Below are 14,329 nucleotides of genomic sequence, written 5' to 3'. Positions count from 1 at the left end.
CGAACTCGACAGGAAGGGGAAGGACCCCAGGCTATGCAGTTGTAGGCCGGCGCAAGCGCAGCGCCGCCCGGCAATGAACATCCGGCGCGACGCCATGGTCCGGCTTAAAAATCCATCTTCACCGTGAACTGCACTTCGCGCGGGTCGCCAATCTGGTTGCCGAGGTTATTGGTGCCGATGGAGGAGGTGTAATAGGTCTTATCAAACAGGTTCTTCACATTCACCTGCAGCGTCACCGGATACTGCAGCTTCATCTTATAGGCGGCGAACACATCCGCCACCGCATAGCCCTGCAGATAATAATCCGCGCCGTTGGTGCCGGAGCGCTTGCTGACCGCATGACCGCCGCCGCCGACGGTCAGGGTATTGCTGTTATAGACGTTATGAATGTCATAGGTCAGGAACAGCGAGCCGGTATGTTTCGGTACGTTTGGCAGCGGTTTCCCGGCGTAATCCGGATCTTCCAGCACTTTGGCGTCGGTGTAGCCGTAGCTGGCGATCACGCTGAGGTTATCGGTGATGGACCCGGCCAGGTCCACTTCCACGCCCTGGGAACGCACCTTGCCCGCCGTTTTGGCCACTGTCTCATCGCCAATGCTCTCGGTGTACAGCACGTTACGCTTATGAATATCAAACAGCGCGATATTGGCGGTAATGCCGTTTAACAGGTCGAATTTGGCGCCCACTTCGTAAGAGGTGGACTCTTCCGGCGGCAGTTCGCCGATATAGCTGGCGATCGACGACTGCGGCATAAACGACTGGGCGACGTTGGCGAACAGGGAGACGTTCGGCGTCACCTTGTAGACCAGGCCGGCTTTCGGCGTCCATTTCTCATCGCGGCTGTCGGTATTGACGTTAAATGGTCGGCCTTTACCGGCGTACTGGGTGTAGTACTGGTAGCGCACGCCGGCGACGGCGATCCAGTTGTCGGTCAGGTACAGCGCGTCCTGCACGTATGCGGCATAGCTCTCCTGCTGGATACGCTGATCGCTGTCGGATGCGGAGACGGTATTACAGGTGTCGAGGGTGCCGTAGACCGGATGATAGATGTTAAAGCCTTTCACGTTCTTGCAGCGCAGCATATCCGTGCGCAGCAAATCGTAATTCTCATAGGCGACGCCGGTCAGCAGTTCGTTATAAAAGCCGCCTACCACCACGTTGCCCTGCAGGTCAGCGCGGGTGGAGTGCATCTTCTGCGTTGAACCGTGGGTACCGTCGACCCGGCGGGTGAGATTGCCGGTCGCCGAATCATAGGCCATCACCCGCGCCTGGTTATCGTTGTAATTATCCTGGCTGTAGCTGTAGTCGAAGCGCGCGGTCCAGGCGTCGTTAAGGCGATACTCGGCGTTGAGCTGAGCGAGATCGGAATAGCCATCGGTAATATTAAACGCTTCATCGAAGCGGGTTTTGCGATCGACGTTCACCGCATGGCCGGTGTTCAGATCGAAAATAGTGCCGCGGTCAAAAGGCGCGCTGTAGTCGCGGTGCGAATAGGACGCGGTCACCGTCGCCCGCTCGCCAAACCAGGTCAGGGAAGGGGCGATAAAGCTGCTTTTGTTTTTACCAAAATTGCGCCAGTAATCCTCATTCTGGTATTCCCCAATCAGCCGGTACGCCAGATTCGTGCCTTCGATGGGGCCGGTGACGTCGAAGCTGCCGGTACCGCCGCCAAAGCTGGTGGACGTCGCGGAAACCGAACCAGAGAACTGCCGCTCCGGCCGTTTGGTGATGACGTTGATCAGCCCGCCGGGGTCGAGGATACCGTACAGCGTTGAAGCTGGCCCCTTCAGGACTTCCACCCGTTCGGTGGCGGCGTTAAAGCTGCGCGGCAGCACGGTGCGCAGACCGTTGGTCATGATCGAGCCGTCGCGGTTGGCGCCGAAGCCGCGGCGGGTAAAGGCGTCCTGGGTACCGCCGAGGGTGTTGGTCTGCACCACGTTAGCGACGTTATACAGCGCCTCATCGAGTGAGGTGGCGTGCTGATCTTCGAGAACCCGATCGCTGACGGTATTAACCACCTGCGGAATATCCAGCAGCGGCATCGAGGTCAGCGTCGCGGTGGCGGAGCTGAGTGGCTGATAGCCGCTGGTGGCGCTCTGCTGCGCGCCGTCGGCCACCACGGTGATGGTCTCTTCCGCGTCGTTATTACTTTTCGCCGCGCTATTGTCGGCGGCCATTAATCCCGGTGAGGCTAAAAAAAGAAGCGAAAAAAGCGCGCGCCCTTGCAACGCTCTGCAGGCGACATGGGGTTGAGTCATTATCTGTTTCTCGTGAACGAATCTGCCTTTGCGGTCAGATTAAGCCAATAAAATCATTGCCCTGAATAATAAAAGCACTCTGTTTAGCGTCTGAACGCGCCTTCAGATGTGTAATTGAGAATCATTCAATCATGAAGGGATGTAGTAGTAAATGTTATGTAAGATAAAAAATTGGCGGTGGAAAATGGCGGGGTCATCACGTCTTTTCAATGAGGTGGTGTGTTGTTATTTTATTGATATTAAATGATTTTATTGGTTTTACTGTTGCGCAGCCTCGCTGTAGTGCTCGCGACGGACGGATGACGATGGCGAGTATTGACTACTACATCTATCCCCGTCATGATCAAAAGAGAATGAGATTTATTTTTGTTTGACTGCAGATTGTTCAGCGATGGCTGGAACGCTGCGGCGCAGGAGCGAGTTATGCCACAGCGGGTGAAACCTGCAGAGCAGGGGATCGTACTGGATGCCCTGTCGGCCGGATACGGCCAGACCCTGATCGTTGACGATATCAACTTGACCATTCCCACCGGCAAAATGACGGTGCTGGCCGGGGCGAACGGCTCCGGTAAATCCACGCTGCTCTCGACCATCGCCAGAATGCTGAAACCGCTCGGCGGCTGCGTGCGTCTGGACGGGCAAGCCATTCACCAGATGCCGACGAAGGCCGTCTCGCGCCAGCTGGGCATCCTCCCGCAATCGCCGCTGACCCCGGAAGGGTTAACGGTTTTCGAGCTGGTCTCGCGCGGGCGCTACCCATGGCAAGGGCTGATGCGCCAGTGGTCCGAGGCCGATGAGCTGGCGGTGGAGGAGGCGCTGCGCTTAACCGGTACCGCCGAATTCGCCCATCTGCCGGTGGACAGCCTCTCCGGCGGCCAGCGTCAGCGCTGCTGGATCGCCATGGCGCTGGCCCAGCAAACGGCCACCATTCTGCTCGATGAGCCGACCACCTGGCTCGATCTGCGCTATCAGGTCGATATCCTCGAGCTGCTCCAGACTCTCACCCGCGAACATGGCCGCACGGTGGTGACGGTGCTCCATGACCTTAACTTTGCCGTGAACTACGCCGATCTGCTGGTATTCCTCAAACAGGGGCGCATCGCCGGCACGATTAGCGACAACGACGTCTGTAGCCCTGAGCTGATTAAACGCGTGTTTGACGTTGACGTGCAGATGTCGATTAACCCGCAAACCGGCAAACCGTTCTTTATGCCGTTTCGCGCCCGCCAGGCCGTTGACGCATGAGCGCCGCCGTTATGTACGCCGCGCGGCGTCATGCCCGCCCCCGACTGGCGCTCTTGCTGCTAACGCTGCTGCTTATCGCCGCCTCGCTGGTGCATCTTGGCTTAGGCGCCCGCTGGATCGCCCCACAGACGGTGCTGCAGGCGCTGCTGGAGTACAATCCGCGCAACTTCGACCAGCGAATCATCGTCGATCTGCGCCTGGTGCGGCTGGCGGCAGCGCTGCTGACCGGCGCGGCGCTCGGCGTCGCCGGGCTGCTGCTGCAGACGGTGATCCGTAACCCACTTGGCGAGCCGCATATTCTCGGCCTTAACGCCGGCGCCTCGCTGGCGGTGGTGGCGACCTCTGCGCTGGGCCTGTCTCTCGGCGCTTTCCCCGCCGGGCGCCCGCTGACCGCCGCCTGCGGCGCGGGGCTGCTGTTCGGTGGCGTGATGGCGCTGGCCTCTGCCGGGCGCGGCGGGGCGACGCCGCTGCGCATCACGTTGTGCGGAGTGGCGCTGTCAGCGTTTGCGTCGGCGGTGACGGCGGCGATATTGATCCTCGATGAACAGACGCTGCTGGCGATGCGTACCTGGCTGGCCGGCGACCTGGCCGGACTGAACTGGAGCACGCTGCAGACGGCGCTGGTTCCGGCGCTGATCGGCCTTGGCGTCGCGCTGCTCATTGCCCCACGGCTTAATGTGCTGGCGCTGGGGGATAAGGTGGCGCTGGGCCTTGGCGTTAATCTCGTCCAGACGCGGCTGCTGGGTCTGCTGGCGATTGCGCTGCTGTGCGGTGCGGCGGTGGCGGTGGCCGGGCCGATCGGTTTTGTCGGGCTGGTGGTGCCGCACGTGGTGCGCCGTCTGGTGACGGAAGATATCCGTCTGGCGCTGCCCCTGGCGGCGCCGGTGGGGGCGCTGGTGCTGGTGCTGGCGGACATCGCTGCCCGGACGCTGGTCGCGCCGCAGGAGCTGGCGACCGGGGCGATGACCGCCCTGGTGGGCGCGCCGCTGTTTATCTTTATCGCCGCGAGGTTTTTTAAATGACGCGCGCCGTTCACCGGGCCGGTTTTCGGCCGCTGGTTATCGCCTCCCGCCAGCTGCTGCTGCGCCCGGCGGCGCTCAACCTTGCCGCCATCATGATGCTGATGCTGCTGGCGCTCGGGCTGTACAGCCTCAGCCGCGGCAGCTTTCCGTTGCCCGCGTCGACGCTGGCGCGGGCCCTGCTGGCGCCGCAGGAGATGGGCGAGCAGCCGCGCTTTATTCTGTTTGATATCCGCCTGCCGCGGATCCTGATGGCGCTGCTGTGCGGGGCCATGTTGGGGCTGGCCGGCGCGGCGATGCAGAGCATCACCCGTAACGGGCTGGCCGACCCGGGGCTGATTGGCGTCAAAGAGGGGGCCAGCATCGTGGTGCTGGCGCTGGTGCTGTTTTTCCCGGCGGTAGGCCTGGTCTGGCGGCCGCTGGCGGGAATGGTCGGCGGCGTGGCGGTGGCCCTGCTGGTCCTGACGCTGGCGCGCGACTGTTCGCGGCCGCGCTTTATTTTAATTGGCATCGGCGTCTCCTGGACCCTGGCGGCAGCGGTCGGCATCTTTATGACCACCGCCGACGTTCGCGACGTGCAGACGGCGATGATCTGGCTGGCGGGCAGCCTGCAGGCCGCGACCTGGCCGCTGCTGGCGGTGGCCTTTTGCTGGGCGCTGCCCGGGGCCATCATCCTGTTCTGTACCGCCCGGGCGGCGGACGTGGCGCTGCTGGGCGACCGGACCGCCATCGGCCTCGGCGTACGTCTGCAGCAGCTGACGATGCTGCGCTTTTTCGCGCCGGTGCTGCTGACCTCGGCCAGCGTCTCCTGCGTCGGCAGCCTGGGTTTTGTGGGCCTGATGGCGCCGCATATGGCGCGTTTTGTGCTGCGCGGCGGCCAGGTATCGCTGCTGTGCGGCAGCGCGCTGATTGGCGCCTTGCTGGTGCTGGTAACCGATACCCTTGGCCGGCTGGCGTTTGCCCCGCTGCAGATCCCGGCGGGGATTGTCATTGCCCTGGTGGGCTGCCCATTCTTTGTTGTCTTGCTCTGGCGTCGCCGTGATGCCCTTTAACCAGGAAGGTATTATGCGTTGGTTCGTCTCATTGCTGCTGTTGCTGACGGGGGCCGTCAGCGCCGCCGCCCCACAAACTCAAACTTTCACCGATGATTTAGGCCGCACGGTCACCGTCCCACTGCATCCGCAGCGCATTGTTTCGATGCACGATCTCGATATTACCATTCCGTTGATTGAGCTCGGGGTGCCGCCGATCGCCAGCCACGGCCGGACGCGCCCGGACGGCAGCCACTATCTGCGCGCCAGCGCCCAGCTCACCGGTGTCGATTTCGACAACAGCGATATCCGCTTTATTGGCACCGCCGATATCGATCTGGAAGCGGTAGCCGCCGCAAAGCCGGATCTGATTATCACCGAGCCCAGCCGCCATGTGTCAGTGGAGCAACTGGAGAAGATTGCCCCGACGGTGAGCATCGACCATCTGCAGGGTAGCGCCCCGGAGATTTACCGCAAGCTGGCGCAGCTAACCGGCACCCAGCCGCGGCTGGCGATCCTTGAGCGCCGCTATCAGGAACAAATCAAACAGCTGAAAGCGATGGTCAACCCACCGCAGTACAGCGTCTCCGTGATCCAGGCGAACAACGGCAAGGTCACGGTGCATCATTCGTATCATGCGCTGGGCTGGGTGCTGCGCGACGCCGGGTTCCGCTTTCCGCCGCTGATTGAGCGGATCCCCGACGGTCAGCGCATTGACGTCAGCGCTGAACAGTTGCCGGAGCTGGACGCCGATTTTGTCTTCGCCACCTGGCGGTCGGATACCGGCGGTAAGCCGCAGGATGAGCTGCAGGCGATGGAAGGCGTGATGCCCGGCTGGTGCGACTTTATGCGCGCCTGCCGCACCGGGCACTATATTTTGCTGCCACGGGAAGAGGTGATCTCTAACTCCTACGCCGCGCTGTCTCTGATGGTGGCCCAGGCGCAGTCGCATATTGCCGGCAGGCCCATCCCGGCGGAGGCCAAATGAAAAGCGCGGTAAAAAAAGAGAAGGGCAAAGTCGACCTGTTCGGCGAACGCTATCGCGCCCGGGCGCACCAGCTTTCCCCCCGGCTACGGGCCGTGGTCAGCTATATCAACGACAACCGCGAGGTGGTGCTGGAGCATACGGCGATGGAGATCGCCACGGCGACCCAGACCTCCGACGCCACGGTGGTACGCGCCATCCAGGCGCTGGGCTTCGCCGGGCTTCGCGAGCTTAAGCAGACCATGGAGCGCTGGTTCGGCACCTCGGTCACCTCGGCGGAAAAGATGCGCTCGACGGTCACGGCGCTCTCCAGCGACGTCAACTCCAGTATTGATTTTGTGCTTGAAGGCCATCAGCGGGTCTGCGAGGTCCTGTCGCGGGCCGACAACCGCGCGGCGGTGGCCCAGGCGGTGGCATTGCTCAGCGACGCGCGACAGGTAGGGATCTTCGGCATCGGCGCCTCGGGGATCCTCGCCGAGTACACCGCCCGGCTGTTCAGCCGCATTGGCCTGCCGGCGTATGTGATGAACCGCACGGGCTTTAGCCTCGCCGAGCAGCTTATCGGCCTGCAGCGCGGCGATGTGCTGATCATGATGGGGCAAAAATCCCCCCATCGTGAAGGGATGACCACCCTGCGCGAGGCGAAGCGGCTGGGTATTCCGACCATCCTGCTGACCCAGGCGGTGGACTCGCGCTTCAGCCAGGAGGCGCAGGTGGTGATCGACGTCCCGCGCGGCGGGGACAGCAGCCGGATGCCGCTGCACGGCACGGTGCTGGTCTGCCTGGAGATGATTGTCCTGTCGGTGGCCTCCACCACGCCACAAAAAACGGTGAAATCCCTGAAACGAATCAACGACCTGCACCGGGCCATCGGTAAATCCGGCGGTAAACGGGCCAGTTGATAAGATAATTCACCAGCGGGAAGGTTTCCGGTTGCATACAAAAGTCAGTGTGTGTATTTTTATGCAAAATAAATGCATAAAAAGGATATCTCATGGTCAAGAATTTGCTCAAAGCGTGTTTCATGATGGCCGCGCTGACGGCAGCCGGACAGGCGGCTGCGGAAACCTACACCGTCGGTTCCGGCGGCACCTACCGGCCGTTTGAATTTGAAAACAGCCAGAAACAGCTGGAAGGTTTCGACATCGACATCATCAAAGCCATCGCCAAAGCCGAAGGCTTTGACGTCAAGCTGGTCAATACCCCATGGGAAGGCATCTTCGCCACGCTGAACACCGGCGACCGCGACATCATCATCTCCGGGATCACCATCACCGATAAACGTAAACAGATGGTCGATTTCTCCGCGCCGTACTTCCCGGCCGAGCAGTCGATCGTCGTCGCCCAGGACTCGCAGGTGGATTCGCTGGCGGCCCTGAAAAACGAGAAGGTCGGGGTGGTGAACTCCAGCACCGGCGATATCGTGGTCTCTGAGGTGCTGGGCAAAAACAGCACGGCGATCAAGCGTTTCGATAATACCCCGCTGATGCTCCAGGAGCTGTTTGAGGACGGCGTCAGCGCCGCGGTTGGCGACGTCGGGGTGGTGAAGTACTACATCAAACAGCACCCGGAGAAGCAGTTCAAGCTGGTGCCGGATGCCAAATTTGAGCGTCAGTATTTCGGTATTGCGGTGGCGAAAGGCAACAGCGAACTGCTGGGCAAGATCAACGCCGGGCTGCAAAAGATTGTTGCTGACGGGACTTACGCCAAAATCTATAAAACCTGGTTCGACGACAACGTGCCGACGCTGCCAGCGCAATAATCCACCTTTTTCAGTGACCACGGCTATCGCCCAGGCGATAGCCGTATTTTTTAGGGAAGGACTATGACGGGATTCCGTTGGGAGATCATCGAGGAGTACGGCCCGCTGTTTGTGGACGGCGCCCTGATGACGATTAAATGTACCATTATCTGCGTGATCCTCGGGACGCTGTGGGGGTTAACTCTCGGTCTCGGGCGGATGGCGAAGGCCGAGCACGGGCCGTGGAAATATATTCTCCGCTACCTGGTGCAGTTTCCGGTGCGTTTTTACGTTAGCGCCTTCCGCGGTACGCCGCTGTTCGTGCAGATTATGGTGGTGCACTTTGCGCTGGTGCCGCTGTTTATCAACCCGCGCGACGGCCTGCTGGTGACCAGCGGCCTGATGAGCGCTGACTTTGCCCGCGAGCTGCGCGCCAGCTACGGGGCGTTCCTCTCCTGCATCGTGGCGATCACCCTTAACGCCGGAGCCTATGTGTCGGAGATTTTCCGCGCCGGCATCCAGTCGATCGACAAAGGGCAGATGGAGGCCTCCCGCGCGCTGGGCATGCCGTGGTGGAAAACCATGCGCAAGGTGATCCTGCCGCAGGCGTTTCGCCGCATTCTGCCGCCGCTGGGCAACAACGCCATCGCCATTGTTAAAGACTCGTCGCTGGCTTCGGCGATTGGCCTGGCCGATCTGGCCTACGCCGCGCGCACCGTCTCCGGCGCCTACGCCACCTACTGGGAACCCTACCTGACCATCTCCCTGGTCTACTGGGTGATCACCTTCCTGCTGGCGCAGCTGGTTAACCGTCTGGAAAAGAGGTTTGGCAAAAGTGATTCACATTAATAACTTACATAAGCTCTTCGGCGACAGCCACGTGCTGCGCGGCATTAGCTGCGATATTAAACCGCAGGAAGTGGTGTGCATCATCGGCCCGTCCGGCTCGGGAAAAAGTACCTTCCTGCGCTGCATGAACGCCCTGGAAACGGTCAGCGAAGGCGAGGTGGTGGTTAACGGCTTTGCCGCCCACGACCGGACCACCGACCTCAACAAGATGCGCGAAAGCGTCGGCATGGTGTTCCAGCGCTTTAACCTGTTCCCGCATATGACGGTGCTGGAAAACCTGATTATGGCGCCGATGAATCTGCGCAATATGCCGCGCCAGCAGGCGGTCGACCTGGCGGAAGCCTTGCTGGCGAAGGTGGGCTTAAGCGATAAGCGCGACGCCTGGCCCTCGAGCCTGTCCGGCGGCCAGCAGCAGCGGGTAGCCATCGCCCGTGCGCTGGCGATGAAGCCGTCGATTATGCTGTTCGATGAGCCCACGTCGGCGCTGGATCCGGAGCTGGTGGGCGACGTGCTGGAGGTGATGAAAAACCTCGCCAGCGAGGGGATGACCATGGTGATCGTGACCCACGAAATGGGTTTTGCCCGCGAAGTGGCCGACCGGGTGATCTTCATCGACCAGGGCGTGATTCAGGAAGAGGGCAAGCCGGGGCAGATCTTTAGCGCGCCGAGCAACCCACGCACCGCCGCGTTCCTCAGCAAGGTGCTGTAAACCGAGCGGGCTGAAACAATGTCATCTGTGAGGCGTTCTATAGGCTATGACATAGAGAGTAGAAGGGAAGAGAGTTAAAACACGCTGAGAATAGCGAGGGAGAGAGTTTAGGACATAAGAAAGGCCGCTCTTTGGCGGCCTATATGATTTAATGTAAATATGCTGTTAGAGTCTGGTTTATTACTGGGTCTATTGTGCTTCAGAGCGTGGCCATTACCGTAGTCCATATAACCACATGAGCCGCCATCAAGCTAATTTTCATTGCACTTTCAATAATTCACCATGCCGGATGTTTTTTTACGATTTGCAAAGAATTCAACCACCAGGCCGCACACTGATATTCCCCAGCAATAAGGGCTAGCAAAAGAGGCCATCATCAGCAGCGCCTGAAGCAGCCACGTAGAATTGAAAAGGGTTCATCTTAATCGCCTAGTATGATTGCGTTAAATTCAGGATCATGCCATAAATCTTCAGGGTCACGCTTACGAAAGCGAGGATGATTAAATACAGCACCTACTTTACGTTCATGCGCAATCCGTCTATCACGCTGTTCTTTGGTTTCCAGTTCATTAACTGGCGTTACTACGTATTCTTCATATGGTGAAGTCATTACTTAAATCACCCCAGCCATTAAACAGCAAAGCGCGATAAAGCCGAACACTGAAAGGATAATGTTTAGCGTCTGCTTACTTTGCTGGCGCTCTCTGAATGCCTCCAGTGTGGTGATCTCAATATCTTGCCAATCCTGATATGTATCAAAAATCGCCATATTCTTACCCTGATACATTCCCTCCGCTACTACGTATCCCTGCTTTAGCATCACTTCATAGTAACTTACATGGGGATTCATCACGCCGGGTACAATGTTAGCCTCTGCTACTGCTTTAGCTTCCCGGATTTTTTCTAAATCTTCCTGCATGATCAGGCCTTATTGTTCACTGTATTGTTGATAGTGATAGGCGCTTGTGTAGGAGCTACCACATGCATTGTATTACTTGCGTTAGCGTCTGGATGTGTTGGATCTGGCTGTGTATTCACTGTAACCGCTGTGTCTAAATCCCACGCAGCGCCAGTGATAAGATCAACGCCACCACATACAATCAACCCGCAAGCAATATCACCCCAGAGCCAGCCGTTCAGATTGTCTGTTACTGTGCCAGAGGTTATAGGGGCTGAGTCTGTACGCTGGAGTGTCACAGAATAGGGCGCATCGCCACGCTTGAGGTTTACCGTTGTAGGTGCAACGCCTGTACTGACTACTTCACCATCACCATTTCTAATCGTGTACATTGCCGGGGCATTAGTCTTAATGGCTACAGGCTGTGTTTTACCATCCACTATTAGCGCACAGCCAGAAAGTGACATAGCAGCAACAATAGCAGACAGCGCTACACAGATAGATTTGGTTTTCATTACAAGTGCATTCCTATTGATTGGATTAAATTGCTTTCTTAAAAAGTTTTGACTGATAATTACTACGTGCTTTTAGTAGCGCTTGAGTGTCTTTACTTTTCCATTCGCTTAGCTTAGCCGCTAGGGTAATACCCGCATTAAGTTCCATTTGATATTTAGTCTCGAACCAGAGCGGGGGATAATGATTAATAGCAAATACCCCCTTTATGGTGAGATCCGTAGCCACCGTGGATATGTTCGCCCCTCGGACAAGCAAAGGCACCAGTAGCCACACAGAACAGAAGAACAGCTAATAAAGTTTTCATTGCCACACGCTACCGTCTTTATTAAGAGAGATCAGGGGGGTGCATTCTAGTTTTGCCGTTCTCCCGTCCTTCATAATGATCTCATAGCGGAATATATAATAGTTAACTGTCCAATCACCGATCTTTTCATCATAGGCCGCTGCTTTATCTTCTGGAGTCTGGTCAACATTAATCAGGCGCGCCCTGTGCTCTGTATCCCATCCATTAGGGTTAGCATCAGGCTTGTTAGCGTCTTGTGTCCAAGTGAGAACACCTATTTGTTGCCATCCATCGCCCTGAGCCATTCCGCTAGTCATAAGGCCATTGCCTAATTCTTTAATATCGGTTTTGCTGTCAACGCTGCATTGCATTGTGTCAGTGTGAGCGCTGGCACCAAAGGAAGCTAAAAGGGCTACAGCCAATAAAATCTTTTTCATCTTAAACACCTCTAACATAATGGGTTAGATAATCTGTATCGCTAAAATCTGGTGAACGTTTACCATCACGTAAATATTCATCTACCTGAGTAGAGCTAATTACCTTTATGCAATCCGTTTGATCAACGTATTTTTCTTTTCTGCAATAAATATTTTTCGTTTTAGTGTGATAAAACGTTTCTATTTCTGGATCGTTGTATAAACCCTTTAGCTGGTAATCAGCGCCAACTTTTATAAAATCGTAGTCATTATCACCGTCTACATGAGAATGATAATGAAGCTCCGGTATAATATTTATTTGCCTCTCCTGCTGCTGTACTGGCGCTGAGTATTCAGGAGGAGGCGTATAGCCACCGGGACGCATAGAAGCCGCCCTAGCTCCACACAGAGAGCCATCTTTAGCTACCTGATCTGGATAGTCGCAACGGTTAGCCTGTGCGCCAAAAGAAGCCAGCACAGCAAGAGCAATGATCAGCTTTTTCATTATTCGCCAGCCTTGAAGGAGTTCACAGAGCAAAGGTGATTACCACGGCTATCAAGCAAGCGGAAAGTAGCAGCACCATCAACGCCCGTTTGCATCAGGGTTAATCTGTCTTGAGCATCTACAGGGAGAATCTCATCAGAGGAAGTTTTAATACCAGTCAAATAACGGTTAAAAACACTAACGCCAGTTTGAGCGGTTTCTTGTACTCCCCCTGAGAAAAGATAAGTTTCCCTCCCTTTTATTAAATAGAAAGCATCTTTAGTGTCTATTAAAGACAGATTAACTCCAGCGCAATTTAAGCTATAGACATTAGCGTTAACTACCACAGGCGCAAATAGAGCCAGTGCAATAAATAATTTTTTCATTTCTCAACATCCACCGATACGAGTAGCACACAGGAATAATACTGCGTTAGTTGTACGTTGCAGTGTAGCTTCTTCACTAGCCGCTTAAAGTGTGAGCAGCCAAAGCTGTAATAAACAGCCTATTCATTTTAACTTTCTCCGAATTAAATCAATTACGCCAAGCGCTAACCATATTAAATTGAACCATAACACTATGAACAACTTGCTTTAGCTTGCCCTGCGTAGTGCTATAGGCCAACCTTTGACCTGCAAAGATTACCCACATAGCAGCGTTAAAAGTGATTTTAAAGTAGCAAGGGAAATCATCTCCTTTAATCACTGTCTATACGTCTGAAACGTCAGTAGGACATACAACATTATCAACTACTTTAATTATGGATTTCTTATTGCTCAGCTGAATGTTGAACATTTCTTTAACACTGTTGTTCAAAGAATGGGCATTCAAGTTAGTGATAGTGGAAAATCCTATTAACCTCATGTTTGTTGTTCGTTATTACTGCTGTGTGATGAATTATCCTAGGGACATTCTAATAGGGCCACTACTATTGAGATGATTCTTATGTAATGCGCACAAATACATTAAGAATTTATATTTATGATCAGGCTTGCCCATCATTTCATATTGATATATTCATGCCGTTTATGAAATTAACATAACAGTACAATTAAGTGTATTTAACGGTTACATTCAAAGCATTTAATGTAGTGTACACATGTGATTACTCAGCATGCATGTAATACATGCGTAGAAGTAAATGAGATGTGATTAATGCGCCGTAGTTATTTACTTTACTCTGTAAAAACGATGAAAAGGAAAGAAAAGTAAAAAACAGCTATTGCTAGCTAATACATACGTTTAATAGCTTTACATCACATAGCTGTATAAATTTCTGCAAAACGAACCATTCACTTTTCCTGCGCTGCATGAATGCCCTTGAGACGGTCAGCGAAGGCGAGGTGGTGGTTAACGGCTTTGCCGCCCACGACCGGACCACCGACCTCAACAAGATGCGCGAAAGCGTCGGCATGGTGTTCCAGCGCTTTAACCTGTTCCCGCATATGACGGTGCTGGAAAACCTGATTATGGCGCCGATGAATCTGCGCAATATGCCGCGCCAGCAGGCGGTCGACCTGGCGGACGCCTTGCTGGCGAAGGTGGGCTTAAGCGATAAGCGCGACGCCTGGCCCTCGAGCCTGTCCGGCGGCCAGCAGCAGCGGGTAGCCATCGCCCGTGCGCTGGCGATGAAGCCGTCGATTATGCTGTTCGATGAGCCCACGTCGGCGCTGGATCCGGAGTTGGTGGGCGACGTGCTGGAGGTGATGAAAAACCTCGCCAGCGAGGGGATGACCATGGTGATCGTGACCCACGAAATGGGTTTTGCCCGCGAAGTGGCCGACAGGGTGATCTTCATCGACCAGGGCGTGATTCAGGAAGAGGGCAAGCCGGGGCAGATCTTTAGCACGCCGAGCAACCCACGCACCGCCGCGTTCCTCAGCAAGGTGCTGTAA

At 55.9% G+C, this 14,329-nt stretch carries 14 protein-coding genes and 2 pseudogenes; 9 read left to right on the top strand and 7 right to left on the bottom strand.

Annotation, left to right across the window (positions count from 1 at the left end):
* Positions 1 to 104: 104 nt before the first annotated feature.
* Positions 105 to 2,177 carry a TonB-dependent siderophore receptor gene (locus A1WC_RS10810; protein ID WP_072122350.1) on the bottom strand — a complete coding sequence of 691 codons (2,073 nt, stop codon included), beginning with the start codon at positions 2,175 to 2,177 and terminating at the stop codon, positions 105 to 107.
* 504 nt (positions 2,178 to 2,681) lie between these two features.
* Between A1WC_RS10810 and A1WC_RS10815 the strand changes: the two genes are divergently transcribed.
* The 8 genes and pseudogenes from A1WC_RS10815 to A1WC_RS10850 all read left to right on the top strand — a co-directional run bounded on the left by A1WC_RS10815 (position 2,682) and on the right by A1WC_RS10850 (position 9,837).
* Positions 2,682 to 3,503: an ABC transporter ATP-binding protein gene (locus A1WC_RS10815; RefSeq protein ID WP_008804500.1), complete on the top strand. Its 822-nt coding sequence runs from the start codon at positions 2,682 to 2,684 to the stop codon at positions 3,501 to 3,503.
* Complete coding sequence (locus tag A1WC_RS10820; RefSeq protein WP_016161272.1) at positions 3,500 to 4,525, top strand: FecCD family ABC transporter permease; 1,026 nt, start codon at positions 3,500 to 3,502, stop codon at positions 4,523 to 4,525. The genes A1WC_RS10815 and A1WC_RS10820 overlap by 4 nt, the downstream gene beginning before the upstream one ends.
* Complete coding sequence (locus A1WC_RS10825; protein WP_016161271.1) at positions 4,522 to 5,574, top strand: FecCD family ABC transporter permease; 1,053 nt, start codon at positions 4,522 to 4,524, stop codon at positions 5,572 to 5,574. Before A1WC_RS10820 ends, A1WC_RS10825 begins: the two co-directional genes overlap by 4 nt.
* Positions 5,564 to 6,541 carry an ABC transporter substrate-binding protein gene (locus A1WC_RS10830; protein ID WP_172437962.1) on the top strand — a complete coding sequence of 326 codons (978 nt, stop codon included), beginning with the start codon at positions 5,564 to 5,566 and terminating at the stop codon, positions 6,539 to 6,541. The genes A1WC_RS10825 and A1WC_RS10830 overlap by 11 nt, the downstream gene beginning before the upstream one ends.
* Positions 6,507 to 7,440: pseudogene (locus A1WC_RS10835) on the top strand (MurR/RpiR family transcriptional regulator). The gene A1WC_RS10830 and the pseudogene A1WC_RS10835 overlap by 35 nt, the downstream one beginning before the upstream one ends.
* A 92-nt stretch (positions 7,441 to 7,532) precedes the next feature.
* The gene (locus A1WC_RS10840) at positions 7,533 to 8,300 is read left to right on the top strand and encodes a basic amino acid ABC transporter substrate-binding protein (protein WP_008804504.1); all 768 of its coding nucleotides are present in this window, start codon (positions 7,533 to 7,535) and stop codon (positions 8,298 to 8,300) included.
* 63 nt (positions 8,301 to 8,363) lie between these two features.
* Complete coding sequence (locus tag A1WC_RS10845; RefSeq protein WP_004151161.1) at positions 8,364 to 9,128, top strand: amino acid ABC transporter permease; 765 nt, start codon at positions 8,364 to 8,366, stop codon at positions 9,126 to 9,128.
* Positions 9,115 to 9,837, top strand: coding sequence for an amino acid ABC transporter ATP-binding protein (locus tag A1WC_RS10850; protein ID WP_016161268.1), 723 nt, complete (start codon positions 9,115 to 9,117; stop codon positions 9,835 to 9,837). The genes A1WC_RS10845 and A1WC_RS10850 overlap by 14 nt, the downstream gene beginning before the upstream one ends.
* A 421-nt stretch (positions 9,838 to 10,258) precedes the next feature.
* On the opposite strand, the gene A1WC_RS27520 is transcribed toward A1WC_RS10850, so the two are convergent.
* The 6 genes from A1WC_RS27520 to A1WC_RS0125180 all read right to left on the bottom strand — a co-directional run bounded on the left by A1WC_RS27520 (position 10,259) and on the right by A1WC_RS0125180 (position 12,820).
* The gene (locus tag A1WC_RS27520) at positions 10,259 to 10,447 is read right to left on the bottom strand and encodes a hypothetical protein (RefSeq protein ID WP_127429062.1); all 189 of its coding nucleotides are present in this window, start codon (positions 10,445 to 10,447) and stop codon (positions 10,259 to 10,261) included.
* A gap of 3 nt (positions 10,448 to 10,450) precedes the next feature.
* Positions 10,451 to 10,756, bottom strand: coding sequence for a hypothetical protein (locus tag A1WC_RS10855; protein ID WP_016161267.1), 306 nt, complete (start codon positions 10,754 to 10,756; stop codon positions 10,451 to 10,453).
* 2 nt (positions 10,757 to 10,758) lie between these two features.
* Positions 10,759 to 11,250: a hypothetical protein gene (locus tag A1WC_RS27515; RefSeq protein WP_016161266.1), complete on the bottom strand. Its 492-nt coding sequence runs from the start codon at positions 11,248 to 11,250 to the stop codon at positions 10,759 to 10,761.
* Between the two features lie 301 nt (positions 11,251 to 11,551).
* On the bottom strand, positions 11,552 to 11,971 hold the full coding sequence (locus tag A1WC_RS10860; RefSeq protein WP_016161265.1) for a hypothetical protein: 420 nt from the start codon (positions 11,969 to 11,971) through the stop codon (positions 11,552 to 11,554).
* A gap of 1 nt (position 11,972) precedes the next feature.
* A complete protein-coding gene (locus tag A1WC_RS28185; RefSeq protein WP_032411709.1) occupies positions 11,973 to 12,455 on the bottom strand; it encodes a hypothetical protein in 483 nt (160 codons plus the stop codon).
* Positions 12,455 to 12,820, bottom strand: coding sequence for a hypothetical protein (locus A1WC_RS0125180; protein WP_032411706.1), 366 nt, complete (start codon positions 12,818 to 12,820; stop codon positions 12,455 to 12,457). The genes A1WC_RS28185 and A1WC_RS0125180 overlap by 1 nt, the downstream gene beginning before the upstream one ends.
* 906 nt (positions 12,821 to 13,726) lie before the next feature.
* Here A1WC_RS0125180 and A1WC_RS10865 point away from each other — a divergent pair.
* Positions 13,727 to 14,329: pseudogene (locus tag A1WC_RS10865) on the top strand (amino acid ABC transporter ATP-binding protein); the annotation flags it as partial.

This window comes from Klebsiella sp. KTE92, from assembly GCF_000398905.1.
GTDB classification, from domain to species: domain Bacteria; phylum Pseudomonadota; class Gammaproteobacteria; order Enterobacterales; family Enterobacteriaceae; genus Klebsiella; species Klebsiella variicola.
Note: the sequence above shows the minus strand (reverse complement) of the source record. Positions and strands in the feature narration are given on the sequence as shown.